26 protein-coding genes are annotated in these 23,651 nt (G+C 76.4%); 11 read left to right on the top strand and 15 right to left on the bottom strand.

Features of this window, described 5'->3' with window-relative positions:
- Positions 1-160: 160 nt before the first annotated feature.
- The 3 genes from FB586_RS04055 to FB586_RS04045 form a co-directional block, all read right to left on the bottom strand.
- A complete protein-coding gene (locus FB586_RS04055) occupies positions 161-1,060 on the bottom strand; it encodes a phosphotransferase (protein WP_136517998.1) in 900 nt (299 codons plus the stop codon).
- 355 nt (positions 1,061-1,415) lie between these two features.
- The gene (idi, locus tag FB586_RS04050) at positions 1,416-1,958 is read right to left on the bottom strand and encodes an isopentenyl-diphosphate Delta-isomerase (RefSeq protein WP_136517997.1); all 543 of its coding nucleotides are present in this window, start codon (positions 1,956-1,958) and stop codon (positions 1,416-1,418) included.
- 142 nt (positions 1,959-2,100) lie between these two features.
- Positions 2,101-4,680 carry an ATP-dependent Clp protease ATP-binding subunit gene (locus FB586_RS04045; RefSeq protein WP_136517996.1) on the bottom strand — a complete coding sequence of 860 codons (2,580 nt, stop codon included), beginning with the start codon at positions 4,678-4,680 and terminating at the stop codon, positions 2,101-2,103.
- A gap of 166 nt (positions 4,681-4,846) precedes the next feature.
- On the opposite strand from FB586_RS04045, the gene FB586_RS04040 reads away from it, so the two are divergent.
- Complete coding sequence (locus tag FB586_RS04040) at positions 4,847-5,329, top strand: PPOX class F420-dependent oxidoreductase (RefSeq protein ID WP_136517995.1); 483 nt, start codon at positions 4,847-4,849, stop codon at positions 5,327-5,329.
- A gap of 29 nt (positions 5,330-5,358) precedes the next feature.
- On the opposite strand, the gene FB586_RS04035 is transcribed toward FB586_RS04040, so the two are convergent.
- From FB586_RS04035 to FB586_RS04020, 4 genes are all read right to left on the bottom strand, one after another.
- Positions 5,359-6,015 carry a YoaK family protein gene (locus FB586_RS04035; RefSeq protein ID WP_246036497.1) on the bottom strand — a complete coding sequence of 219 codons (657 nt, stop codon included), beginning with the start codon at positions 6,013-6,015 and terminating at the stop codon, positions 5,359-5,361.
- A 100-nt stretch (positions 6,016-6,115) separates the two neighbouring features.
- The gene (locus FB586_RS04030) at positions 6,116-6,580 is read right to left on the bottom strand and encodes an acyl-CoA thioesterase (protein ID WP_246036411.1); all 465 of its coding nucleotides are present in this window, start codon (positions 6,578-6,580) and stop codon (positions 6,116-6,118) included.
- 44 nt (positions 6,581-6,624) lie between these two features.
- The gene (locus FB586_RS04025; protein ID WP_136517993.1) at positions 6,625-7,371 is read right to left on the bottom strand and encodes a hypothetical protein; all 747 of its coding nucleotides are present in this window, start codon (positions 7,369-7,371) and stop codon (positions 6,625-6,627) included.
- On the bottom strand, positions 7,371-7,733 hold the full coding sequence (locus tag FB586_RS04020; RefSeq protein WP_136517992.1) for a hypothetical protein: 363 nt from the start codon (positions 7,731-7,733) through the stop codon (positions 7,371-7,373). Before FB586_RS04020 ends, FB586_RS04025 begins: the two co-directional genes overlap by 1 nt.
- 142 nt (positions 7,734-7,875) lie before the next feature.
- Here FB586_RS04020 and FB586_RS04015 point away from each other — a divergent pair, with 142 nt between their 5' ends.
- The 8 genes from FB586_RS04015 to FB586_RS03980 are packed head-to-tail and all read left to right on the top strand — an operon-like array spanning position 7,876 to position 14,987.
- Positions 7,876-8,451, top strand: coding sequence for an alpha/beta hydrolase family protein (locus FB586_RS04015; protein WP_136517991.1), 576 nt, complete (start codon positions 7,876-7,878; stop codon positions 8,449-8,451).
- Positions 8,452-8,462: 11 nt separating this feature from the next.
- Entirely contained in the window at positions 8,463-9,458 is a 996-nt protein-coding gene (locus FB586_RS04010; RefSeq protein ID WP_246036409.1) for an AAA family ATPase, read from the top strand.
- Positions 9,459-9,476: 18 nt separating this feature from the next.
- Positions 9,477-10,442, top strand: a complete 966-nt coding sequence (locus tag FB586_RS04005; RefSeq protein ID WP_136517989.1) for a DUF58 domain-containing protein — start codon at positions 9,477-9,479, stop codon at positions 10,440-10,442.
- Positions 10,429-10,926, top strand: coding sequence for a hypothetical protein (locus tag FB586_RS04000; RefSeq protein WP_136517988.1), 498 nt, complete (start codon positions 10,429-10,431; stop codon positions 10,924-10,926). The genes FB586_RS04005 and FB586_RS04000 overlap by 14 nt, the downstream gene beginning before the upstream one ends.
- Positions 10,923-11,960: a vWA domain-containing protein gene (locus FB586_RS03995; protein ID WP_168800442.1), complete on the top strand. Its 1,038-nt coding sequence runs from the start codon at positions 10,923-10,925 to the stop codon at positions 11,958-11,960. Before FB586_RS04000 ends, FB586_RS03995 begins: the two co-directional genes overlap by 4 nt.
- Positions 11,957-13,024 carry a vWA domain-containing protein gene (locus FB586_RS03990; protein WP_136517986.1) on the top strand — a complete coding sequence of 356 codons (1,068 nt, stop codon included), beginning with the start codon at positions 11,957-11,959 and terminating at the stop codon, positions 13,022-13,024. The genes FB586_RS03995 and FB586_RS03990 overlap by 4 nt, the downstream gene beginning before the upstream one ends.
- Positions 13,021-14,100, top strand: a complete 1,080-nt coding sequence (locus FB586_RS03985; protein WP_168800441.1) for a hypothetical protein — start codon at positions 13,021-13,023, stop codon at positions 14,098-14,100. Before FB586_RS03990 ends, FB586_RS03985 begins: the two co-directional genes overlap by 4 nt.
- A gap of 14 nt (positions 14,101-14,114) precedes the next feature.
- Positions 14,115-14,987: an HAD-IIB family hydrolase gene (locus FB586_RS03980; RefSeq protein WP_281276647.1), complete on the top strand. Its 873-nt coding sequence runs from the start codon at positions 14,115-14,117 to the stop codon at positions 14,985-14,987.
- A 170-nt stretch (positions 14,988-15,157) separates the two neighbouring features.
- Here FB586_RS03980 and FB586_RS19275 read toward each other — a convergent pair whose 3' ends face one another.
- Positions 15,158-15,319 (bottom strand): hypothetical protein, encoded by a 162-nt coding sequence (locus FB586_RS19275; protein WP_168800440.1) that lies wholly within the window; start codon positions 15,317-15,319, stop codon positions 15,158-15,160.
- Between the two features lie 124 nt (positions 15,320-15,443).
- On the opposite strand from FB586_RS19275, the gene FB586_RS03975 reads away from it, so the two are divergent.
- Positions 15,444-16,307 carry an aldo/keto reductase gene (locus FB586_RS03975; RefSeq protein WP_136517984.1) on the top strand — a complete coding sequence of 288 codons (864 nt, stop codon included), beginning with the start codon at positions 15,444-15,446 and terminating at the stop codon, positions 16,305-16,307.
- Positions 16,308-16,374: 67 nt separating this feature from the next.
- On the opposite strand, the gene FB586_RS03970 is transcribed toward FB586_RS03975, so the two are convergent.
- On the bottom strand, positions 16,375-17,103 hold the full coding sequence (locus tag FB586_RS03970; RefSeq protein WP_136517983.1) for a PIG-L deacetylase family protein: 729 nt from the start codon (positions 17,101-17,103) through the stop codon (positions 16,375-16,377).
- Between the two features lie 10 nt (positions 17,104-17,113).
- A complete protein-coding gene (locus FB586_RS03965; RefSeq protein ID WP_136517982.1) occupies positions 17,114-17,683 on the bottom strand; it encodes an O-acetyl-ADP-ribose deacetylase in 570 nt (189 codons plus the stop codon).
- 275 nt (positions 17,684-17,958) lie between these two features.
- On the opposite strand from FB586_RS03965, the gene FB586_RS03960 reads away from it, so the two are divergent.
- Positions 17,959-19,434, top strand: a complete 1,476-nt coding sequence (locus tag FB586_RS03960) for an outer membrane protein assembly factor BamB family protein (RefSeq protein ID WP_136517981.1) — start codon at positions 17,959-17,961, stop codon at positions 19,432-19,434.
- A gap of 38 nt (positions 19,435-19,472) precedes the next feature.
- Here FB586_RS03960 and dtd read toward each other — a convergent pair whose 3' ends face one another.
- From dtd to ygfZ, 5 genes are read right to left on the bottom strand one after another with little or no spacing between them, the layout of a single operon-like run.
- Positions 19,473-19,910: a D-aminoacyl-tRNA deacylase gene (gene dtd / locus FB586_RS03955; protein WP_136517980.1), complete on the bottom strand. Its 438-nt coding sequence runs from the start codon at positions 19,908-19,910 to the stop codon at positions 19,473-19,475.
- On the bottom strand, positions 19,907-20,929 hold the full coding sequence (locus FB586_RS03950) for an asparaginase (protein WP_246036495.1): 1,023 nt from the start codon (positions 20,927-20,929) through the stop codon (positions 19,907-19,909). The genes dtd and FB586_RS03950 overlap by 4 nt, the downstream gene beginning before the upstream one ends.
- The gene (locus FB586_RS03945) at positions 20,923-21,258 is read right to left on the bottom strand and encodes a DUF2516 family protein (protein WP_136517979.1); all 336 of its coding nucleotides are present in this window, start codon (positions 21,256-21,258) and stop codon (positions 20,923-20,925) included. The genes FB586_RS03950 and FB586_RS03945 overlap by 7 nt, the downstream gene beginning before the upstream one ends.
- A 49-nt stretch (positions 21,259-21,307) precedes the next feature.
- Positions 21,308-22,420 (bottom strand): FUSC family protein, encoded by a 1,113-nt coding sequence (locus tag FB586_RS03940; RefSeq protein WP_246036407.1) that lies wholly within the window; start codon positions 22,418-22,420, stop codon positions 21,308-21,310.
- Positions 22,421-22,426: 6 nt separating this feature from the next.
- Entirely contained in the window at positions 22,427-23,650 is a 1,224-nt protein-coding gene (ygfZ, locus tag FB586_RS03935) for a CAF17-like 4Fe-4S cluster assembly/insertion protein YgfZ (RefSeq protein ID WP_246036405.1), read from the bottom strand.
- Position 23,651 lies beyond the last annotated feature (1 nt).

The following is a 23,651-nucleotide window of genomic DNA, read 5'->3' as shown; positions in this document are numbered from 1 at the left end:
TCGACGCACCCTGTCCCCTGAATCGATTCAAGGCGCACCGCGTGGCGCGCACCGATCCGGAGGAAGCGGGTGGTCCCGACATTCATACCCCGGGGCGGCACCGCGCGTCGAGACCTCGCGGAAAACGCTCACCGTACGGACGAGGGTGCGCCGCCGGAGGTCAGGCGCCCACGAGCGCCCGCTCGAGGGCAGCCCGCCCGACCGGCCCCCACCCGCTCTTGCCGCCGGGCAGGCCGCGGTCGCCGTTCTGGCCCATGAGCACCAGGAACAGGCTCTTCATCACCGCCAGCCCGCGTGCGCGCCGGACCGTCGCCCCGTCCGCACGCGCGTAGCCCCGGAAGCACCGGTCGGCACCGCCCGGCGGGAGCAGCAGCCAGGCGGCCGCGAGGTCCCACGCGGGGTCGCCGGCGCAGAGCGCGCCGAAGTCGACGACACCCGTCAGCGTGCCGTCCGCGACGACGACGTTCGCGGGGTGCAGGTCGCCGTGCACCCACACGCGCAGCCCCTCCCAGGCCGGTGCCGCGACCGCGTCGTCCCACACCGCCCGGACGTCGCCCTCCGCCACGTCCCCGAGGTCCACGGCCCGCAGGAAGTGCTCGAAGCCGTCCGTGCAGTCACGCGGGTGGGCGCCGAAGCCCACACCCTCCGGGGCGTCGGCGGGCGCCGGCGCGTGGAGCGCCGCGAGGAAGGCCGCCAGCGCGTCGGCAGCGTCGTCGCCGCGCGTGATCGCCCCGTGGTCCAGCGGCGTGCCGTCGACCCAGGTCATGACGGTCCAGATCTTCGGGAACAGCGCGGACGGCACCCCGTCCCGCACCGGGGTCGGGACCGCGAGCGGCAGGCGCGGGGCCAGCACCGGCAGCCAGCGGCGCTCCTTCAGCTGGAAATCCGGGGAGGTGTCCATCCGCTGCAGCCGGACGGCGAGGTCGTCCCCGAGCCGCCACATCTGGTTGCCCCAGCCGCCGGCGACCTCCCGCAGCGACAGCCCGGCCAGGTCCGGGTGCTGCTCGCGCAGGAGGGCGCGGACGAGGTCGGCGCTGGTCCCCGCCTCGGGCTCGGTCACGACGAGGGAGAGTACCGAGGAGGTGACGTGGAGCCGGGCTCCCGCCGTGCGGGTGGTGGCCGTCGGGTCATCGCGGCTGCCCGCCCGCATACCGGTGGTCGCGTGCCAGGACCCCGGTCACCCGACGCCGGTCGGTCGGCACGCTCCGGCGACCACGCACCCGTCCCGCCCGTCCGTGACGCGCCCCCGTGTCCAGCCCTCGGACCAGCCCGTCGGCGACCTGCTCGCTCGACGGCTCTGCGGGCCGTCGAGCCGCACGACGAGGAGGTCGGCCGGGCCGGGCGTCCGCGATGCGGGCGGGCGGGGAGTGAGCCCGCCCGGTCCGGCCTCTGGGCCGGTGCCGTGCACCGCCGGGTCAGGCCCGGCCGGTCGCGTCCGCCGTCGTGCGCGGGGCCACGATGCCCAGGACGTCGACGAACCACGGCGTCGTGACGCCCGCGTCGACCAGCGCGTGCGCCTCCTCCGCCGTCACCCACCGCGTGTCGCCCACCTCGTCGGGGTCGGGCAGCACGTCGCCGGCGAGGCGACCGACGACGACGTGGTCGTACTCCGTCTCGACGTGCCCGGAGCCGGCGTCGAGCGCGCGGTAGCGGAACGTCCCGACCTCGCGCGCGTCGACGAGGTCCACGCCGAGCTCCTCGCGCACCCGGCGCGCCGCGCTCGCCGCGAGGTCGGCGCCCGGTGCCGGGTGGCCGCAGCACGCGTTGGTCCACAGGCCCGGGAAGCGCAGCTTCGCGTCGGCGCGCTGCTGCAGCAGCATCCGGCCGGCGTCGTCCACCACCACCACGGAGAACGCGCGGTGCAGCAGGCCGGGCGCCGCGTGCGCCGCGCCCACCTGCGTCCGACCCGTCGCCGTCCCGTGCTCGTCCACGAGCTCGACGAGGTCCGTCTCCGCCATGCGTCCTCCGTCCGTCGGCCCGTCCCGGTCCAGTCCCGCCCGGTCCGGTCCGCGGCCAGCATCGCATCCTGCGCGCGGACCTGCCCGCACACGACGAGGCCCCGACCCCCTCACGGGGGGCCGGGGCCTCGTACGTCACCGGTCAGAGCGGGGAGAGCCCCGTCCCGCCGTCACCGCGGCTGGCCGCGGGCGGGGCGGCCGGCACGTTCTCGCCGGAGCCCGGCGTGCCGACGGTGGCACCGACGGCCACGGGCTCCTTGCTGCGCTCACCGCGCGGCACGCCCTGGAAGTGGAACTCCCCGAGCAGGCCCTCGCCCTCGGCGTCGACGATCACCTGCTCGCCCGACTTGAGCTCGCCGAACAGGATCTTCTCCGACAGGACGTCCTCGATCTCCCGCTGGATCGCCCGGCGCAGCGGCCGCGCACCGAGGACCGGGTCGTAGCCCTTCTCCGAGAGCAGGCGCTTGGCCGCCTCGGTGAGCTCGATGCCCATGTCCTTGTCACGCAGGCGCTTGTCGAGCTTCGCGATCATCAGGTCGACGATCTGGAAGATCTCCGGCTGCGAGAGCTGCGGGAAGACGACCACGTCGTCGACGCGGTTGAGGAACTCCGGACGGAAGTGCGTCTTGAGCTCGTCGTTGACCTTCGCCTTCATGCGCTCGTACGACGTCGACAGGTCGCCGCCGGCCTGGAAGCCGGTCTGGACGCCCTTGGCGATGTCCCGCGTGCCGAGGTTCGTGGTCATGATGATGACGGTGTTCTTGAAGTCGACCACCCGGCCCTGCGAGTCGGTCAGGCGACCGTCCTCGAGGATCTGCAGCAGCGAGTTGAAGATGTCCGCGTGGGCCTTCTCGACCTCGTCGAAGAGGACGACCGAGAACGGCTTGCGACGCACCTTCTCCGTGAGCTGACCGCCCTCGTCGTACCCGACGTACCCGGGGGGCGAGCCGAACAGACGCGAGACGGTGTGCTTCTCCGAGAACTCCGACATGTCGAGCTGGATCAGCGCGTCCTCGTCCCCGAAGAGGAACTCGGCGAGCGCCTTGGCGAGCTCGGTCTTCCCGACACCCGTGGGGCCGGCGAAGATGAACGACCCGCCAGGACGCTTCGGGTCCTTGAGGCCCGCACGCGTGCGCCGGATGGCCTGCGACAGCGCCTTGATGGCGGCGTCCTGGCCGACGACCCGCTTGTGCAGGTTGTCCTCCATGTGGAGCAGGCGGCTCGACTCCTCCTCGGTGAGCTTGAACACCGGGATGCCCGTCGCGTTCGCCAGCACCTCGGCGATGAGCTCCTCGTCGACCTCGGCGACGGCGTCCAGGTCGCCGTTCTTCCAGGCCTTCTCCTTCTCGGTGCGCTTGAGCCCGAGCTGCTTCTCCTGGTCGCGCAGGCGCGCGGCCTTCTCGAAGTCCTGCTCGTCGATCGCCGACTCCTTGTCGCGGCGCGTCTCGGCGATCTGCTCGTCGAGCTCGCGCAGCTCCGGCGGGGCGGTCATGCGGCGGATGCGCAGGCGTGCGCCGGCCTCGTCGACCAGGTCGATCGCCTTGTCCGGCAGGTACCGGTCGTTGACGTACCGGTCGGCCAGCGTCGCGGCCGCGACCAGCGCGGCGTCCGTGATGGACACGCGGTGGTGCGCCTCGTACCGGTCGCGCAGGCCCTTGAGGATCTCGATGGCGTGCTGGAGGTTCGGCTCCGAGACCTGGATCGGCTGGAAGCGGCGCTCCAGGGCCGGGTCCTTCTCGACGTACTTGCGGTACTCGTCGAGCGTCGTGGCGCCGATGGTCTGCAGCTCGCCGCGGGCCAGCATGGGCTTGAGGATCGACGCGGCGTCGATCGCGCCCTCGGCGGCACCGGCACCGACGAGCGTGTGGATCTCGTCGATGAACAGGATGATGTCGCCGCGCGTGCGGATCTCCTTGAGCACCTTCTTCAGGCGCTCCTCGAAGTCACCGCGGTAGCGGCTGCCCGCGACCAGGGCGCCCAGGTCCAGCGTGTAGAGCTGCTTGTCCTTGAGCGTCTCCGGCACGTCGCCGCGGACGATGTCCTGCGCGAGGCCCTCGACGACGGCGGTCTTGCCGACGCCGGGCTCGCCGATGAGGACCGGGTTGTTCTTGGTGCGGCGGGACAGCACCTGCATGACCCGCTCGATCTCCTTCTCGCGCCCGATGACCGGGTCGAGCTTGCCGTCGCGCGCGGCCTGCGTGAGGTTGCGCCCGAACTGGTCGAGCACGGCCGAGCCGGACGGCTGGCCCTCGGCCGGGCCGCCCGAGGCGACCGGCTCCTTGCCCTGGTAGCCGGAGACGAGCTGGATGACCTGCTGGCGGACCCGGTTGAGGTCCGCGCCGAGCTTGTTGAGGACCTGGGCGGCGACGCCCTCGCCCTCACGGATGAGGCCGAGCAGGATGTGCTCGGTGCCGATGTAGTTGTGACCGAGCTGCAGCGCCTCGCGCAGCGACAGCTCCAGGACCTTCTTCGCGCGCGGCGTGAAGGGGATGTGCCCCGACGGCGCCTGCTGGCCCTCGCCGATGATCTCCTGGACCTGCGCGCGGACCGCCTCGAGCGAGATGCCGAGCGACTCCAGGGCCTTGGCCGCGACGCCCTCACCCTCGTGGATGAGACCCAGGAGGATGTGCTCGGTGCCGATGTAGTTGTGGTTGAGCATCCGCGCCTCTTCCTGGGCGAGGACGACCACGCGGCGGGCTCGGTCGGTGAATCTCTCGAACATGTGCACTCCTCACGAGCGGCGTGCCCCGCCAGGACCGCGCGTCAGGGGGTGCGCACGGTGCCGACGAGACGGCGTGTTTCGATGCTAACGGCGGGGTACCCACCGGACGTCCCGTGTTCGCCGCAGGCGGATACGACCCGCCGGGACGGCGCGTAGCGTCGGTGCCATGCCCCGTTCGATCGCCACCGCCACGACCGTCGACCTGCCCGGCCTGCTGGACTTCGTGCGCCCGCGCCACCACATGCTCCTCGTCACCGCCCGCGCCGACGGGCGCCCGCAGGTCTCGCCCGTGAGCGGCGGCGTCGACGAGCAGGGCCGCATCGTCATCTCCACGTACCCGGGCCGCGCCAAGACCCGCAACGCCGAGCGCGACGCCCGCGTCTCGGTGTGCGTGCTGTCCGACGACTGGAACGGCGCCTGGGTGCAGGTCGACGGCACGGCCGAGGTCCTGCACATGCCCGAGGCCGAGGACGCGCTGGTCGACTACTACCGCTGCATCGCCGGCGAGCACCCCGACTGGGACGAGTACCGCGCGGCGATGCGCCTGCAGGGCAAGAGCCTGGTCCGGATCACCCCGGAGCGCTGGAGCCCGGTCGCGACCGGCGGCTTCCCGGCGGACGTCGCCGCCCGCCTGGACGCCGGGGCCTGACCCCGGGCGGTCCCGCGGCGGCCGGGTCGTCAGACGGTCGCCGCCGCCTCGCGCTCCCGGCGGGCGTGGCCGATGACGGCGACGACGAGCGCGAGCGCACCCGCGACGATCATCCCGACCCCGACGCCGGCCTCGCCCACCCGCAGCAGCAGGGCCCCGACGCCCGCGCCGGCGAGGATGAGCACGACCGCGAGCAGGCGGCGCGCCCAGCTGTCGCCCGTGCCGCCCGCGAGCCGGGAGTCGGCGGCCAGGCCGGTGAGGGTCGAGGTGACGACGACCGTCGTGACGTCCTTGACCGCGAGCCGGCGCGCGGCGGCGGCCTGCAGCCCCATCGCGACGGCGAGGAGCGTCGTGACGGCGAGGCCCCAGACCGTGCCCTCCTCGGGGTGCGCCACGATCGAGGCGACGCCGAGCAGCACGGCCAGGACGCCGGTCGTGCCGAAGGTCGTGGTGGACAGGTGCGTCCAGCCCTGCGCGGCACGGCGCAGCACGCGGCCCCCGATCGCGGCACCGAGCATGAAGCCGGCCAGCGCGACGAGCGGGCCGGCCACCGGCAGGTCGTCGGCGCCCGCGAGCGCCATGCCGAGGATGACGACGTTGCCCGTCATGTTGGCGGTGAAGACGCGGTCGAGGCCGAGGTAGCCGACCGCGTCGATGATCCCCGTGGTGAAGGTCAGGGCCAGCATGAGCACGAGGTGCAGGCGCGCGGTCGTCACGCCCGTCATCGTCCTCGTCACCGGGCGGCCGCGGCAAAGCCCGGACGTGCGGCGTCCGTCACGCCCGGCGTCACCAGCCGCGCAGCACGGGCTCCGGGCCGGGGTAGGCGGCGAACGTCGCGCGCTCCTCGTCGGTGAAGGGACGCGGGCTGTGCGTCGCACGGTCGAGCTGGACCATCCGCGACCGTGCCCGCAGCGCGACGCCCGCCCCGGGTCCGTCGCCGTCGAGCACCTCGTAGGCGAAGTCGACCGACGAGCGCCCCAGCCGCGGCACCCACACCTCGACGACGACGGGCGCGAGCCGGAAGCGGATCGGCGCGACGTAGTCGATCTCGTGCTTGACGACGACCAGCAGCGACGCGGTCATCGCCCCGGCCTCGTCGACGCCCATCCGCGGGAACAGCGTGAACCGCGCGTCGTCCAGGTACCGCAGGAAGGCGGCGTTGTTGACGTGCCCGAACAGGTCGACGTCGGACCAGCGCACCTGCATGACGACGCGTCCGCGCGCGGCCCCCGGCCCGTGCTCCGTGCTCACCTGGCCACCGTACCCACGGGTAACACGTGGCGGCGGCACGACGCTCAGCCCTCGGCGCCCTCGGGGCTCGGGTCGGTGTCGGTCCCGTTCACCACCGGCCACTCGTCCCCGACGGGCACAGCCAGGTACCGCACCCGCTCGGCCGTGCCCGGCAGCACCGTGACCGCCTGCTCGGCGGGCGTCTCGTTGTGCGGGTGCAGCTCGAACCCGGACAGGTCGGCCCGCACGTCGTACACCGCGGTGAAGAGCGTGTACGCGGGCGTGCCCGCGCACTGCCCGATGCAGTCCGCGTCGGGGTCGGGCACCACGCCCGCCACCTCGACGGGCACCGCGTCGCCGCTCAGCCCCTCGACGCGGACGGTACCGAGCAGCCCCAGCAGGACCCGCCACTCCTGCGCGTCCTCGTCGACGCGCAGCCGCAACTCGGCCTCCTGCGGCGCGCCGGCCAGCGTGTACGCGACCGTGACCGTCGCCGACGTGCCCACGACCTCCTCCCCGGTGACGCGCGCGCCGGTGAGGCGCTCCCGCGCCCCGCCCAGCACGTCGTCGCGCAGCAGCGCGGTGGAGGCGCCGTCGAGCCCGCTCGCGTCGGGCTGCGACAGCGCGAGCGCCGCCTCGGCGTCCCCGGCCGCGACCGCCTCGAGGTACGCCTCGACGACCGGGCGCACGGGCGGCGGCTCGTCCGCGGCCAGCAGGCCCGGCAGCACGGCCACCGCGAGGACCACGCCCGCGACGACCAGGGCGAGGAGGGTCGCGAGCACGCCGACGACCACCTTCACCGGACGCGCCATCAGCGCACCGTCGCGAACTGCGCGTGGTTCGCCCAGGTGTGGCTGAAGCCGGACCGGGCGGAGTCGAGGAGGTTGCCCTGCACCTGGCCGGTCGTCAGGGCGAGCTGGATCGCGGCCCCGAGGGCCATGAGCAGGCTCGCGACCGTGCCGATGAGGGTCGCGACGGCGACCGGGAGGCCGACGCCCGTGAGGCCGGTCAGGACGGTCGCGACGAAGCCGGCGACGCCCCCGACCAGGCCCAGGACGACGCGGCGAACCTGCACGTCGAGCCGGTCCAGCTCGGCCTCGATGCCGGCGCTCGCCGCACGCCGCGTCTCGACCGACCGCATGAGGCCCTCCGGGTCCACCCTGAAGCGCGGCATCGTCCTCCCCGTCCGTCGTCCCCGTGCTGCCCGCACGCGGTCGGCAGCGTAGCGGCGCAGGTCGCGCACCGGGCCCGCGCGGCCGTCCGACCTGCCCGGTTTCGCCCCATCGGCGCATCGCCGGCCGTGGGAGGGTCGGTGCATGCCAGCCGAGCCCGACGTCCGCGTCGTCCACCACGGCGACGCGCCCGCCGACGTCGCCGGCGTGCTCCTCGCACCGGGCGCGAGCGCGACCCGCGACCACACCACGCTCGTCGCGCTGGACCGGGCCCTGTCGCCCCACGTGGCCGTCCGGCGGGTCGACCTGCCGCGCGGGAAGGCCGCCGTGCAGCGCGTGCGGGACGAGGCGGAGGCGTTCGCCGACGAGCTCGGCGTCGCGACCGACCGGCTTGTCGTCGGCGGGCGCTCGTTCGGTGGGCGGATGGCGTCGGTGGCCGTCGCCGAGGGGCTGCCCGCGGCGGGGCTGCTGCTCCTGTCCTACCCGCTGCACCCGCCGGGGCAGCCGGAGAAGCTGCGCACCGCGCACCTGCCGGACGTCGCCGTGCCGGTCCTCGCGGTCAGCGGCGACCGCGACCCCTTCGGCACCCCCGACGAGCTGACCACCCACCTGGCCGCGCTGGGCGGTCCGTGGACGTTGGCACTCGTCCGGGGGACGCACTCCCCCGCCGACACGGCCGTCCGGGCAGCGGTCCGGCTCTGGTGGCCGTCCTCCGGGTAACCTCGCCGCCCGTGCCACCCCGCGACGCCCTCGGCTCCCGTGACCTGCAGCGCGCCGTCGCGCTGACCGAACGCATCGAGCGCGTCTTCGACCAGCGCGTCGTCGGGCAGGAGGGGTTGCGGACGTCGCTCGTCGTGGCGCTGATGTGCGGCGGGCACATCCTGCTCGAGTCCGTGCCGGGCCTGGCGAAGACGACGGCGGCGCAGACGCTCGCGCACGCCGTGTCGGGCTCGTTCCACCGCATCCAGTGCACGCCGGACCTCATGCCGTCGGACATCGTGGGCACGCAGGTCTTCCACTACGGGACCGGGCAGTTCACGACGCAGCTCGGGCCGGTGCACGCGAACGTCGTCCTGCTCGACGAGATCAACCGGTCCAGCGCGAAGACGCAGTCGGCGATGCTCGAGGCGATGCAGGAGAAGCAGACGACCATCGCCGGCGAGGTGCACCGGCTGCCGCAGCCGTTCATGGTGCTCGCGACGCAGAACCCCATCGAGGAGGAGGGCACGCACGTCCTCCCCGAGGCGCAGATGGACCGGTTCCTGCTCAAGGAGGTGCTCGACTACCCGGACCCGGCGGAGGAGGTCGAGATCCTCGACCGCATCTCGGACGGCCGCATGGCACGCCCGCTCGACGCGCCGCGCCTGTCCCTCGACGAGGTGCGCTGGCTGCAGGACGCGGTCGACCAGGTGTACGTCGACGCCTCGATCCGCCGGTACGTCGTCGACCTCGTCGCCACCACCCGGGGCCGCGGCCCGGTGCAGGTGCCGGGCCACGACCGCCTCGTGCGGATGGGCGCGAGCCCGCGCGGGTCGATCTCGCTCATGCGCGTGGCGCAGGCCGTCGCGCTGCGGGACGGCCGGTCCCACGTCACGCCGGACGACGTCCGCGCCCTGCGGCACGCCGTGCTCCGCCACCGCGTGGTCCGCACGTTCGACGCGCTGGCCGACGACGTGAGCCCGGAGTCGATCGTCGACGCCGTGTTCGCCGCGGTCCCGGTGCCCTGACCGAGCACCCCGCGACCCATGCCGCACCGCTCCCGCCTCGCGCTCGTGCGCGCGCGCCTCGACCTGCCCACGGTGCGCCGCGCCACCGGGCTGCTCGAGGGACGCCACCGCGCGGTGTGGAAGGGCCACGGCGACGAGGTCGACGACCTGCACGCCTACACGCCGGGGGACGACGTCGGCGACATCGACTGGCGGGCGTCGGCGCGGTCGGCGCAGCCGGTGGTCAAGCGGTACGTGGCGACGTCGAACCTGTCGGTCGTCCTCGTGGTCGACACCGGGCGGCACATGACCGCCACCGCGGCGGGCGGGGAGCGCAAGGACGTCGTCGCGCAGCTCGTCGCGGACGTCGTCGCGCACCTGTCGCACCGCCGCGGGGACCGCGTGGGCCTGGTCGCCGGGGACGCGGGCCGCGTCCTGGAGCTGCCGCCGCGCGCCGGCTCGACGCACCTGGAGGTGCTGCTGCGCCGCGTCGAGCGGACGTTCGACCCGGCGGCCCCGGAGGGCGACCTGGCGCGCCTGCTCGACCGGGTGCTGCGGCGCACGGCGCGGCGCTCGCTCGTCGTCGTCGTGACCGACGAGGCCCGCCCGACCGAGGCCGACGAGCGCGCCCTCGCCCGGGTGCGGACGCGGCACGAGGTGCTCGTCGTGCAGGTCGCCGACGCCGACCTGTTCGGGCCCCGCCTCGGGGCGGCGCCGGGGACGGTCGCCGGTGCGTCGGACGCCCGCGAGCGCGGCCGGCCGGTGCGCACGCCCCGTGCGGTGCGTGCGGTCCGCGACGTGGTGAGCGGCTGGACCCTGCCCGGGTACCTGCGCGGCCGCCGCCGCGTGCAGGAGGCGGTGGCGCAGGCCCGCGTGGAGCGGCACGCGGCCGTCCGCGCGCGGCTGCGCCGGGTGGGTGTCGAGGCCGTCACGGTCGAGTCGACGCACGACGTGCTGGACGAGATGTCCGCGCTGCTGGGGAGGGCCCGCCGTGCCCGCGGGTGAGCTCGTCGAGCCGATGGCGTACGGCTGGTGGTGGCCGCTGGTCGGGGCGCTGCTCGTCGCGGGTGTCGTCGCCTGGTTCTGGTGGGTGCTGCGCTCGACGCGGGGACCGGCCCAGCCTCCCGCCGCAGCGGCCGGACCGGCGGCCGGACCGGCGGCCACCCCCGCACCCGCCGCCGACCCCTACGCCGCGGCCCGAACGGTCGCGCTCGACCGCATCCAGCGGGTCCAGGAGCGGCACGCGGCGGGTGAGCTCGACGCGCGCGGCGCCCACCTGGAGCTGCGGTTCGTGCTCCGCGAGTTCGCCGCGGTGCGGACGGGCGTGCCCACGTCGACCCTCACCGACGCCGACGCCCGCCGGGACCGCCGCGTGCGCCGCCTCGCGAGCCCGCTCGAGCGGTACTCGCATCCTGCGTTCGCGCCCACCAGCCGCGTCACCGTGCGCACGTCGCTGCGCGAGGCCCGCAAGCTGGTGCAGACGTGGTGAGCGTGGTCGAGGCGCTGACGGGCCGCGCCCTGGTGGGAGCCGGCACCACGCTGACGACCCCGTGGGCCGTCCCCGCGCTGGTCGGTCTCGCGGCGGCCGCGCTCGTCGCGGGTCTGCTGTGGCGCAGCCGCGGGCGCGCGACGGTGTGGGTCGCGAACACCGCGGAGCTGCAGCACGTGCCCGCGCTGCGCTGGTGGCGCGTGCGGTACCACGCGCTGCGCGTCGCCCTCGTGCTCGCCGTGGGTGCGGCGACGTTCGCCGCGGCGGTGCTGGTCGCGCGGCCCGTCGTCGTCGAGGAGCGCACGCGTGAGCTCGCGAACCGGGACATCGTGCTGTGCCTCGACGTGTCCGGCTCGATGGTCGAGTACGACGCGGCGGTGGTGGCGACGTTCGAGCGGCTCGTCGACGAGTTCGAGGGCGAGCGCGTCGCGCTGTCGCTGTTCGACTCGACGTCGCGCACGGTCTTCCCCCTCACGGACGACTACGACCTGGTCCGCGAGCAGCTGGGCGAGGCGCGGCGCGTGCTCGAGCGCGAGGGCGACGCGGACGACGTCGAGGCGTTCTTCCGCGGCACGGAGGGCCTGGAGGGGCAGGCGTCCCTCATCGGCGACGGCCTGGCCACGTGCGCGCTGCTCTTCGACCAGTTCGACACCGAGCGGTCGCGCTCGGTCGTGCTCGCGACCGACAACGAGCCGTGGGGCAGCCCGGTGTACACCCTCGAGGGGGCGGCGGCGCTGACCGCGGAGCGCGGCGGCGTCGTGCACGGCCTCTACCCCGACCGCGACGACGCGACGGGGCCCTCCGGGCCGCGTGCGCGCATGCGCCTGGCCGTCGAGGGCACCGGCGGCGTGTTCGCGCAGGCGTCGGACCCGTCCGCGGTGCCGGCGATCCTCGCGCAGGTGCAGGCCGCCGAGCTCGTCGCGATGGACGCGGACCCCGAGCGGCTCGTCGTCGACGACTCCGACCCGTGGGTCGTCCTGCTGTACGTCGCCGGGCTGGCGGCGGTCGTCCTGGCCTGGCGGGTGCGCGCATGACGTGGCGGACGGTGGTGCCGGTGGGCGTGGTCGTGGCGACCGCGGCACCCGTGCTGCTGCTGTGCCTGGTGCAGGCGCTGGGCCTGCGGGTCGCGCGGGACGGCGGCCGCGTGCGCGTCGTGCGCGACGGCGCCCTGCGTGCGGGGCCGTGGACGTGGGCGCGCCGGTCGCTGCTCGTCGTCCTGCTCGCGGTCGTGGCGCTGACCCCGGCCGTGACGACGACGCAGCCCGGCGGCGCGCGCACCGGTGTGCAGGCGTGGTTCGTCGTGGACCGCACCGGGTCGATGGCCGCCGAGGACTGGGGCCGGGGCGACCCGGCACCGCGCCAGCCGGGCCTGCCGCCCGAGCCGACGGTCCGCCGCCTCGACGGCGCCCGGCACGACGTCGTCTCGCTCGCCACCGACCTGTCGGGCGGCTCGTTCGCCGTCATCGGGTTCGCCGACGAGGCCGGCACGCAGCTGCCGCTCACGGACGACGTGAACGCGGTGCGCGCGTGGGCGCAGACCGTGACGCAGGAGGTCACCGCGTCGTCCGCGGGGACGCTGCGCGACCGCCCGCTGGACGTGCTGCGCCGCTCCCTCGAGGACGCCGCCGAGCGCGACCCCGGCATGGTGCGCCTGGTGTTCTACCTGTCCGACGGCGAGCAGACCGGCGAGGGCACGGCGGCGTCGTTCGCCGACGTCGCACCGCTCGTCGACGGCGGCGCGGTGCTCGGGTACGGCACCGCGGCGGGCGCCCGGATGCGGTCGTACGACGGCACGGTCGACCCCGACCCGCCCTACATCGCCGACCCGGCCGGCGGCGACGCGGTCTCGCGCCTCGACGAGGCCGGCCTGCGGGCCGTCGCCGAGCAGCTCGGCGTGCCGTACGTGCACCGCACGGGGCCGACGCCGACCGCCGACCTCGTCGCGGACGTCGACGCGGCCACGGTCGCGGCCGACGGCCGCCGGGACGTCACGGGCACGCGGGACGTCGTGTGGCCGTTCGCGCTCGCCGCCGCCCTGCTCCTCGCGGCGGAGGCGTGGACGTGGGCACGCGCGTCGAGCCGGAGGAGGTCCGCGTGAACCGCTACCACCGCGTCCGCACCCCCGGCCCGCGCACGCGCAGCGAGCGCCGGACCGCGGAGCGCCGCGCCGCCGAGGCGACCGCCCGCCGGGCCGAGCTCGCCGCCCAGCCGCCGCACGTGCGCCGCCGGCGCCGGCTGCTGCGCTGGTCCTGGCTGCCCGCGGCCGTCGTGCTCGGGTTCGCGACGCACCTGCTCGTCGTGAACGTGGTCTACGCGCAGGGCCGCGCGGCCTGGGACGCCGGCGAGGACCAGGACGCGATCGACGTGTTCGACCGGCAGCGCTCGGTCGTCCCCGTCGAGCAGTGGAAGGCCGACTTCAACGCGGGCACCGCGTACCTGCGGGCGGAGCGGACCGCCCGGGCGCTCGACGCGCTCGACCAGGCGCTCGTCGGCGTGCCGGACGCGCACCGGTGCGCGGTGCAGACGAACCGCGCGCTCGCCCTGGAGGGCGAGCAGGCGAACCTCGTCGAGATGGCGCAGCGGTCGCTCGACGAGGCCGAGGAGATCCTGGCGGCGCAGGTCGCGCGCGACGCCGGCGAGCCGTACGACGAGGAGCTCGTGGAGCCGCCGTACGACGACGCCGACCCGTACGTCGAGGAGCTGCGCTGGGCGCAGTACCTCCTCGACAGCGCCGCGGACCAGGCCGCCCTGCGCATCGAGGCGCTCGCGGACCCGGCGTGCACGCCCCCGCCGTCGGCGGGCGGCGGAGGCGGCGGCGGTGAGGACGAGCAGGACGAGCAGGACGCCCGCGACGAGGCCCGGGGACAGGCGCAGCAGCAGGTGCGCGAGCTCGGCGAGCTGGCGCAGGACGTCGGCGAGACGGCCACCGCCGCCGAGCAGGGCGGGTCGGCGCCGTCCCCCGCGCCGGGCTCGGGCACCGACCCGGCACCCGCCCCCGCCCCGCAGGACGCGGAGGCCCAGCGGCAGGCGGAGCTCGCGGAGCGCAACGAGCAGGCGAACGGCGGCGGTGCCGGGGCGGACCCGGGCGCCGGCGACGCGCCGGGCGGCGGCTCGACGGGCGGCGGCACCCAACCCGGGCAGGGCGGCACGGCGCCGGGCGGCCGCCGCTGGTGAGGCATGCTCGACGGGTGACCGGTCCCACCTCCGTCCCCGTCGTCGACCCGCCCGTCCTCGACCACGTGCCCGACGTGCGCCTGCTCGCGCTCGACATGGACGGCTCGCTGCTCGACGACGCCAAGCGCGTGCACCCGACGTTCTGGCCGCTGCTCGACCTGCTGCTCGCCCGCGGCGTGACGGTGTGCCCGGCGAGCGGCCGGCAGTACGCGACCCTCCGCCGCGACCTGGGGCGCGACGACCTCGTGTACCTGGCGGAGAACGGGGCGCTCGTCGTGCGCGAGGGGCGCACCCTCGCCGTCGACGGCCTCGACCTCGCGGTGGCGCGGGACGTCGTGCGGCGCGTGCGGGCCGCCGCCGCCGCCACGCTCGACGTCGGCGTCGTCCTGTGCGGCGAGCGCAGCGCGTACGTCGAGCGGACCGACGAGGCGTTCCTCGCGCAGTGCGCGCCGTACTACGCGCTGCTGGAGACGGTCGAGGACCTGACGGCGGTCGAGGACACGGTCCTCAAGGTCGCGGTGTACGACTTCGGCGCCGCCGAGACGGGCATCGGCCCGGTGCTCGCGTCGTTCGCCGACGTCGCCCGCGTGCTCGTCTCCGGGGAGCACTGGGCGGACGTCATGAGCCCGACGGCGGACAAGGGCACCGCCCTGCGGGCCGTCCAGGCGGCGCTCGGCGTCGGCCCGGAGCACACGATGGCGTTCGGCGACTTCTTCAACGACGTCGGCATGCTCGCCGCGGCGGACTGGTCGTTCGCGATGGCGAACGGCCACCCAGAGGTGCGCGCCGGCGCACGGTTCACGGCGCCGTCCAACGCGGAGAACGGCGTGGTCCGCGCGGTCGCGTCGGTCCTGCGACTGGACGTCCCGGGCCTCGGCGCGTCCTGAGCCCGCGGCGGCCCACGCACCCGGCGTCGACCGGCGAGGGACCGCCGCGCGTCTCCCGCTCGGCGCGCCGGCGCCCCCCGGGAGGTTTCTCCGACGTCGTACGCACGGTGTACGCACAGGGGGCGTACAGCGCCCGGGGACGAGGCCGCCTCCCGCGCACGCCGAGCACCTCAGCCGTCCCGGGCGTCCGGGCCGGACGCGACCGCGGCCCGCAGGAACGCCGCGCACGCGCCGAGGTCGCGGAACAGGTGCGCCCGCATCCCCACCGCGCGGGCCGCGTCGACGTTCTCCGGCCGGGCCTGATCGGGTGCACGTCCGTCCGTCGTCGCCATGCCGTCCTCCGCGTCCTCGCGCCGTCCGCGCCGCGAGGGTACGTCCCGCCGGGCGTCCGGGCGGGGCGCGTCCGCGGACGCCCGCCGACGTGCGCGCCGCGGGTCGCGGGCGTCAGATGGGGACATGCAGACCCGACACATCGCCGACGTCCCCGTGAGCGCGATCGGCCTCGGCGGCATGCCGATGTCCATCGAGGGCCGCCCCGACCGCGAGCGCTCGATCGCCACGATCCACGCCGCGCTCGACGCCGGCGTCACCCTCGTCGACACCGCCGACGCCTACCACCTGCACGCCGACGAGGTCGGCCACAACGAGGAGCTCATCGCCGAGGCGCTGCGCACCTGGCACGGCGACACCGACGCCGTGCTCGTCGCCACGAAGGGCGGCCACCTGCGTCCGGGCGACGGCTCGTGGACCGTGAACGGCCGGCCCGAGTACCTGCGGAAGGCCGCGCAGGAGTCCGCCCGGCGCCTCGGCGTCGAGGCGATCGGCCTCTACCAGTTCCACCGCCCCGACCCGGAGGTGCCGTACGCGGAGTCCGTCGGCGCGATCGCCGAGCTGCTCGACGCGGGCACGATCCGCCTCGCCGGCATCTCGAACGCGAACCCGGAGCAGATCCGCGAGGCGCAGGAGGTCCTCGGCGGGCGCCTCGCGTCCGTGCAGAACCAGTACTCCCCCGCGTTCCGGTCGTCGCAGGCCGAGCTCGACCTGTGCGCGGAGCTGGGCATCGCGTTCCTGCCGTGGAGCCCGCTGGGCGGCATCGGCAAGGCCGGCGACCTCGGCGAGTCGTTCGCGCCGTTCGCGGAGGTGGCGGAGGCCCACGGCGTGAGCCCTCAGCAGGTCGCGCTCGCGTGGGAGCTCGCGCAGGCGGACGTCGTCGTCCCGATCCCCGGGGCGTCGCGCCCGGCCTCGATCCAGGACTCGGTGCTCGCGGCCGACCTGCAGCTGACGGCCGACGAGCTCGACCGCCTGAACGCGACCGCCTGATCCGGGCACCGCGCATGAGGCTGCGGGGACGGTCGCTCGCGACGACCGTCCCCGCAGCCTCGCGGTCTCAGCCCTGCAGGTCGTAGCAGCGCAGCAGGACGGCGTGCTCGACCCCTGCGGCGCGGCCACCCTCGGCCGTCATCATCGGGATGAAGTCGGCCGGCGCCGGGTGCCACGGCAGCCCCGCGAGGTACGCGGCGTGCGCCTCGAGCGACGCGATGCCGCGCCGCAGCGGCTCCCCGGTCACGTCCACCGCGTGCGTGGGCCGCGTGTGCCCGTGCACGAGCAGCCGGCGCACGCCCCACGGCTCCAGGCCCGCCTCCAGGAGGTCGGTGAACACCCACCGGTTGCCCGCGTCCCGCACGCCGTCCAGCGTCGCGAGCCCCGCGGCCCGGTGGTCGGCCTGGTTGAGCCCCCAGCCGACCTCCTCCTCCCACGTGCCGGTCAGCACCGTGTCCGGGCGGAACCGGCGCACGGCGGCCGCGACGTCCCGGCGCAGCGCGAGCGACGGCTCGAGCACGCCGTCGGGGTGGTCGAGGAAGTCGACCTGCGTCACGCCCACGGCGGCACCGGCCGCGACCTGCTCGCGCGAGCGCAGCGCCCCCGTCTCGGCGGGCGCGGACGCGTCCATGCCCGCCTCCCCGCGCGTGAGCAGCAGGTACGCGACCTCCACGCCGCGGGCCGTCCACCGGGCCACCGCGCAGGACGCGCCGTACTCCAGGTCGTCGGGGTGCGCGACGACGCACAGCACGCGTCGCAGGTCGTCCTCGGGCAGCGCGGGCAGCACGTCGGCCATGCCGGCGAGCCTAGGCGCGGTCGGGCTGCGCGCCCAGGGCCTCGTCGAAGGCCGTGAGCAGGCGCGGCGAGAACAGCACGAACCGCACCAGCCCGATGCCGCCGGGCCGGGACCGGCCGCCAGGCTCGGGACCGGCGCCGGCCGCCGCCGCCCACCCGCGCACGGCGCCGACGGCGACCCGCGCGGCCTCGTCCGCGTCCCACCCGTACACGCCGGCGCCGACCGCGGGGAAGGCGACGCTCGTCGCCCCCAGGTCCGCCGCGACGTCGAGCGACCGCCGGAAGCAGGACCCGAGGAGGGCGGGGTCGGTCTCACCGGCGTGCCGGTTCGGGCCGACGGTGTGGACGACCCAGCGCGCGGGCAGGTCGAACCCCGGCGTGGCCACCGCGTCCCCGACGGGCAAGCCCTCCGGCAGGACGGTGCGCCGCAGCTCGCGGCAGGCCTCGAGGAGCGCCGGACCGGCCGCCGCGTGGATGGCGCCGTCCACCCCGCCGCCACCGAGCAGCGAGGAGTTCGCGGCGTTCACCACCACGTCGACGCGCTCCCGGGTGATGTCGCCCTGCACCGCCTCGACCCGCATGGCCGTCATCCTCGCGGCGTCCGCGCGCGGCCGCAGCGCGAGCACCGGGCGGCTCCTGGGGCGTCACCGGGGCACCGCCCCCGTGTCGTGCTGCCGTCACCGCGGTCGGCACCCTCGCTGACCCGTGGGGAGTTCGTCCGAACTCCTCCACAGGCGTCGTCCACACCCCTGTGCCGCGTCCGCGCCACCGCAGGTGGGTGACTGCACACAGGTGTGGACGAGCATGTGGACGAACGACCGCCGTCACCCGTGCGGGGCTCGGCTAGCGTGCGCCCATGGTGCAGCGCGGCCGCCGGGCCGACGTGGAGCTGGTCGAGGACGACGACGCCCCCGCCGGCCCCTCGGGCGCGCCGGAGCACGCCGGGCGGCGTCCGTGGACGCGCCGCCGACGCCGCACCGCGGCCGTCGCGGCGGTGGTCGTCGTCGGCGCCCTGCTCGCCGCGCAATCGCTCTCCGACGCCCGCGAGCGCGCGGTCCTCGCCGACCTGCGGGCCGTGCCCGGCGTCCTCGACCCCCTGCCCGACGGCCCGCGGCCGCTGTGGCGCACCTCCGCCGACCGTCTGCCCGTCCCCGTCATGCCGAGCGGGAGCGTCCTGCTCGGGGCGCGGCTCTCGCCGGCGGGGACCGCGCTCGTCGCCCTCGACCCCGCGACCGGCGCCGACGCGTGGACGCTCCCGCTGTCCACCCCGCCCGCGGACGCCCCCGACGCCCTCGGCACCCCGCTGCCCCGGTGCGCGGCGTCCCCGGCCCCCGCCGACGTCCTGCCCCCGCGCCTGCTGTGCCTGGTCACCGACGCGTGGCAGCGGGACGCCGGCCTGCTCCCGCAGGAGGTGCCGCCGACGACGTCGCGCCTGCTCGTGGTGCGCACCTCCGACGGCGCCGTCGTCGCGGACCACGTCGTCGACGCGGCGCCCGGCGCGCCGGCGACGTCCGTCGCGCTGCTGGACGACGTCGCCGTCCTCGGTCACCCGGTCGACGCCGGCCTCGTCGTGCGCGGCGTGGACCCGGCGAGCGGCGCGGAGCTGTGGCGTCACGGCGCCCGTCCGGGCGGCGGCGTGCGGGCGGTCCTGCCCCGGCACGTCACGGCCGTCGACGGGGCCGTCGTGGTGCCGGGCCCCGACGGCCTCGACCTGCTCGACGCGCACGGCGGTCTCCTGCGCCACGTGCCGGTGCCGGCCGGCGCGGCGACGGAGTGGGCGCGGCGCGCGGACGGCGTCCTGCAGGTCGGCGTGCGCGACGGCGGGTCGTGGCGCCTCGTCGGGCGCGAGCGCGACGTCCTGCTGCCGGGCCCTCCCGTGCACGTCCCGGTGGACGACGGCCGGGCGGGCACGGTCGTGCTGGCGGCCTCCGACCGCGGCCTGCACGTGGTCGACACGAGCACCGGGCGGCAGCGCTGGAGCGTCGCGGCGCAGGACGTCCACGCGGCGCTCGTGCTCCGCGGCCGCGTGCACGTCGTCGGGGAGGAGGGCGTCACCACCTACGACGCGCGCACGGGCGCGTCGCTGTGGGCGTGGGACTACGGGCCGGAGGAGACCGGCGCCGGGCCGGTCCTCACCGACGGGCAGGACCTGCTGGTCCCGGTGGGCGACGCCGAGTCGGGCGAGGCGCGGCTCCTGCGCCGCCTGGCGCCGTCGGACGGGCGCACGGGCGCACCCCTCCGGCTGCCGCCCGACCTCACGTCGGTGGCGCACACGGGGGGCCTGCTGGTCGGCTGGGCGCTGTCGAGCGACGAGGTCGCCGCCCTCGGCTGAGCCGGGGACGGGCGACGCCCGGGTCGGGCCGGAGGCCCTCAGCCCGCGGGCGCCGACTCCACGAGGATCGTCACGGGCCCGTCGTTGACGAGCTCGACCGCCATGTCGGCCCCGAACCGCCCGGTCGCGACCTCGAGCCCGCGCGCCCGCAGCGCCTCGACCACGGCGTCGACGAGCGGCTCGGCGACCGGCCCCGGCGCGGCGGCGTTCCACGTGGGACGCCGCCCCTTGCGCACGTCGGCGTAGAGGGTGAACTGGCTGACGACGAGCACGGGTGCGCCCACGTCCACGGCCGACTGCTCGTCCCGCAGGATGCGCAGCTCGGCGATCTTGCGCGCCACCACCTCGACCTGTGCGGGTCCGTCGCCGGGCGTGACGCCGACGAGCGCGAGCAGGCCGGGACGCGTGATCTCCCCGACGACCTCGCCGTCGACCGTCACGGACGCGCGGGTCACGCGCTGGACGACCGCCCTCACGCCGGACCACCGGCGGCGCCGAGGCCGTCCGGCCCGAACGTCGCGGACACCTCGCCCACCGGCCGTCCGTGGCCCAGCACCGGCGTCGCGGCGACGTCACGCAGCACCGCCGGGTCGACGCCCGCGACCGCCAGGGCCGCCGCGAGCACGACCGCGCGGGGGCGGCCGGCGCCGTCGGCGACCTTGAGCGCCACCGCTCCCCCGTCCGGCAGGCCGGCCGCGTACACGCCGTCGGCGCCGTCCTTGGCGACGAGCCCCGGGACGGCGGACATGACGGCGGTGACGTCGCGCCCGGTGCCGCCGACGTGCCACGGGTGCGCGGAGACGGCCCGTCCCACGCGCGCCTCGGGGCCGTCCCCGCCGGCGGCCGCCGCCGACGCGATCCGCCCGAACGCGCGCGCGAGCCCCGTGAGCGTCGTCGACAGCAGGGGCGCCCCGCAGCCGTCGACGGTCGCGTGGGCGGGCGCGTCCCCGGTCAGGTCCGTCACGGCCTGCACGACCGCGCGCTGCAGCGGGTGGGCCGGGTTGCGGTACGTCGCGGTGTCCCAGCCGGCGGCGCGGCACGTCGCGAGCATCCCGGCGTGCTTGCCGGAGCAGTTCTGCGTCAGCGACGACGCGGCGTGCCCCTGGGTGCGCCAGGCGAACGCGGCCTCGGCGTGCAGCGGCCAGTCCGGGGTGTTCTGCAGGTCGTCCTCCGTCAGCCCGGCCGTGGCGAGCAGGTCGCGGACGACGTCCAGGTGACCGGGCTCGGCGTTGTGGCTCGCGCACACCAGGGCCAGCCGCTCGCCGTCCACGTCGAGGCCGTGCCGCAGCATCGCGACGGCCTGCACGGGCTTGAGGGAGGACCGCGGCCAGATCACGACCTCGGGGTCGCCGAGCGCGAGGCGCACCGTCCCGTCCGGCGCGAGCACGACGACGTGCCCGTGGTGCACGGACTCGACGAGGTCGCCCCGGCGCACGAGCGCGAGCGGCACCGCCGTGGTGCCCACGTCCACCGTCGTCGCCCGTGCGCTCACCAGCCGCCCCGCGGCGACCCGCCGGGGCCGCGACGGCGCGAGTAGGGGGCGACGGCGGGGCGCACGTCCACCAGGTAGACGATCGCGGCCGCGGCCGCGGCGAGCGCCAGGAACCGCGGGAACGGCACGATGCCGAGCGGCAGGCTGAGGAACGCCACGACCGTCGCCGCCACGAGCACCCACGTCCAGAACTGCCGGGTCCGCTTGCCCGCCGCCGTGAAGGCCCCCGGGGGCCGGCGCAGGCAGTCCAGGAGCGCCCACGCGCTCAGACCGAGGATGACCAGGTAGAAGAGGAGGAAGAGCCACACCTGGGCCGTGCCGATGACGTCCACGGCGACGAGCGTACGCAATCGACGGTGCCGCGACGCCGCCGGTGCGGGCTCAGAGCTCGGGCAGGGCCTCGCGGGCCTGGCCCGGCGTCGCGCCGGACGCCTCGAGCAGGTCGACGACGAGCGAGCGCACGAGCAGCACGAGCGACTGCACCTGCCAGTCGTCGTGCGCCACGACGTGCGGGTCGAGCCCCCGGGCGACCGTGAGCAGCCGCTCGCGCGCGGCGCGCGGGTCCGCCCCCGTGGCCGCCGCGGCGGCGAGGTCGTCCGTGGCACGGGCCACCTGCTCCAGCACGTCCGCGAGCGTGCCGGCCTCGTGCCCGTCGGCGACGGTGCGGCGCGCGCGGCGGGCCAGCACGCGCGCGTTGCGCATCGCGCGGTCCAGCAGGACGGCCGTGTCCACCTGCCGCTCGAGCTCGGCGCGGTGCCGCCGCTGCGCCGGGGCGATCCGCGCGAGCTGGGCTGCCGAGCGGGCGGAGGACAGCCACTCGTCCAGCGCCGGCTGGGACGCGCGACCCGTCAGCAGCGCGGCCTCGAGGTCGTCGCTGGACGTCCGCGCGAGCCCGCGGGCGACGGCGTGCAGCATCCCCGCGAGCTCGTGCACCGCCGCCCGCGCGAGCCGGCGCGGATGACGGCGCGGGTCGTTCGGGGTCAGCAGCGCCACCGCGAGCGCGACACCGCCGCCGACGACCGCGTCGACCCACCGGTCGAACGGGCCGGCGCCCGCGAACGACGGCAGGCCCACGATGACGATCGCCTGCACCCCCGCCTGCGTGGTCAGCATGGGACCCGCGTCGAGGAACCGCCCGAGCAGCGCCGCCAGGAACAGCACGAGCGCCATCTGCCACGGCCCCGAGCCGATCAGGTGCACCACGAGGTCGCCCGCGGCGACGCCGATCGCCACACCCGCCGCGAGCTCGGCGACGCGCCGCAGCGACCGGTCCCGCGAGAAGCCGAGCGACACCCAGGCCGCGACGGGCGCGAAGAACGGGAACTCGTGCCCGACGACGTACCGCCCGACCGCGAACGCGAGCCCCGCCGCCACGGACGCCTGCAGCACCAGCCACCAGGACGCCCGCACGCGCGCCCGTCCGGCGCGCACGCGGGAGGCCAGGAGCACCCGCAGCGCGGCGGTCCCCCGCAGCGACGACGCGGACGCCCCCACGGCCGGTCAGCCGCCGAGCATCGGGTGGTGGCCGAGACCGCGCGTCAGCGGGCCGCGCGGCGCGGGCCGGTCGGCCGACAGGCCCTCGCCCGGCACGACGACCTCCTGCCCGGCGGAGACAGCACCGCCGTCGCAGTCGACGAGCAGGACGGCGTCCTCCGGGACGGAGCGCTTGACGACGGCCAGCGCGACCGGACCCAGCTCGTGATGGCGCGCGACCGTGGTCACGCGGCCCACGGGACGCCCGGGCACGCTGCCCTCGGACGCGTCGCCCGCGCGCGTGGCCCCGCCCTGCTCGTCCGGCAGGTAGACCTCGGCCCCGGCCTCGGGCACCAGGTGCCCGGAGCCGTCGAGGTGCAGCATGACGAGCCGGCGCGGCGGCCGGCCGAGGTTGTGGACGCGGGCGATGGTCTCCTGCCCGCGGTAGCAGCCCTTGTGCAGGTGCACGGCGGTGCGCAGCCAGTCCAGCTCGTGCGGGATGGTGCGCTCGTCGACCTCGTGCGACGTCCGCGGACGCCACGCCTCGACGCGGAGCGCCTCGGCCGCCCACGTCCCGACGAGCGGCCAGCCCGCGGCCTCGCGCGCCCGCACCTCCTCGACGAGGCGGTCCCGGGGCACGAGCACGAGCCGCCAGCGCCGGTCGACGCCGGGGTGGTCGTCGTCCGCGGGGCCGTAGCGCGTGCCGCCGGCGGCGGTGCGCGGCCACGGGTCGCGCCACGTCACGGGCTCGCCCTCACCGCCCTCGGCGTCCAGCGGCTCGGCGACCGCGGCCCACGCGTCGGTGACGTCGGCGATCTCGACCCGCAGCATGAACCGCATGCGGTCGAGCCAGGCGGCCAGCGCGGGCGCGGTCTCGGTCAGCAGCCACGTGGTCGTGCCGTCGTCGACCACGCCCGCCGCGTGCTCGAGCCGCCCCTGCGGGTCGAGCACGAGCAGCTCGGTGGACGTGCGCGGCGGCAGGTCGGCCAGGTCCTGCGACGTCAGCGAGTGCAGCCAGCTCAGCCGGTCCGGCCCGGTCACGGTGACGACCCCGAGGTGCGACTGGTCGACGACCGCGCCGCCGCGCGCCAGCGCGCGCTGCTCCGCGGTGGGGTCGCCGTAGTGCCACGCGACGCCGGCGTCCGGGCCGGCGGCCGGCACGGCGCCGTGGCGCGCGAGGAGGGGGCTGCGGTGCCGGGGGGCGGCGGGCTGCGGGGCGGGCTCGCCCGTGCCGGGGACGACGGTGCTCACG

Origin of the sequence: Cellulomonas telluris (assembly GCF_004886325.1) — a bacterium.
Classification (GTDB): domain Bacteria; phylum Actinomycetota; class Actinomycetes; order Actinomycetales; family Cellulomonadaceae; genus Cellulomonas; species Cellulomonas telluris.
Note: the sequence above shows the minus strand (reverse complement) of the source record. Positions and strands in the feature narration are given on the sequence as shown.

Excerpts from the sequence above, each read along its gene's own strand:
- FB586_RS03990 (WP_136517986.1), top strand. The coding sequence starts at position 11,957 with ATGACGTGGCGGACGGTGGTGCCGGTGGGCGTGGTCGTGGCGACCGCG.
- FB586_RS03975 (WP_136517984.1), top strand. The coding sequence starts at position 15,444 with ATGCAGACCCGACACATCGCCGACGTCCCCGTGAGCGCGATCGGCCTC.
- FB586_RS19275 (WP_168800440.1), bottom strand. The coding sequence starts at position 15,319 with ATGGCGACGACGGACGGACGTGCACCCGATCAGGCCCGGCCGGAGAAC.
- FB586_RS04045 (WP_136517996.1), bottom strand. The coding sequence starts at position 4,680 with ATGTTCGAGAGATTCACCGACCGAGCCCGCCGCGTGGTCGTCCTCGCC.
- idi (WP_136517997.1), bottom strand. The coding sequence starts at position 1,958 with ATGGCGGAGACGGACCTCGTCGAGCTCGTGGACGAGCACGGGACGGCG.
- FB586_RS04015 (WP_136517991.1), top strand. The coding sequence starts at position 7,876 with ATGCCAGCCGAGCCCGACGTCCGCGTCGTCCACCACGGCGACGCGCCC.
- FB586_RS04020 (WP_136517992.1), bottom strand. The coding sequence starts at position 7,733 with ATGCCGCGCTTCAGGGTGGACCCGGAGGGCCTCATGCGGTCGGTCGAG.
- FB586_RS03970 (WP_136517983.1), bottom strand. The coding sequence starts at position 17,103 with ATGGCCGACGTGCTGCCCGCGCTGCCCGAGGACGACCTGCGACGCGTG.
- FB586_RS03960 (WP_136517981.1), top strand. The coding sequence starts at position 17,959 with ATGGTGCAGCGCGGCCGCCGGGCCGACGTGGAGCTGGTCGAGGACGAC.
- FB586_RS04035 (WP_246036497.1), bottom strand. The coding sequence starts at position 6,015 with ATGCTGGCCCTGACCTTCACCACGGGGATCATCGACGCGGTCGGCTAC.
- FB586_RS04040 (WP_136517995.1), top strand. The coding sequence starts at position 4,847 with ATGCCCCGTTCGATCGCCACCGCCACGACCGTCGACCTGCCCGGCCTG.
- FB586_RS03965 (WP_136517982.1), bottom strand. The coding sequence starts at position 17,683 with ATGCGGGTCGAGGCGGTGCAGGGCGACATCACCCGGGAGCGCGTCGAC.
- FB586_RS04025 (WP_136517993.1), bottom strand. The coding sequence starts at position 7,371 with ATGGCGCGTCCGGTGAAGGTGGTCGTCGGCGTGCTCGCGACCCTCCTC.
- FB586_RS04005 (WP_136517989.1), top strand. The coding sequence starts at position 9,477 with ATGCCGCACCGCTCCCGCCTCGCGCTCGTGCGCGCGCGCCTCGACCTG.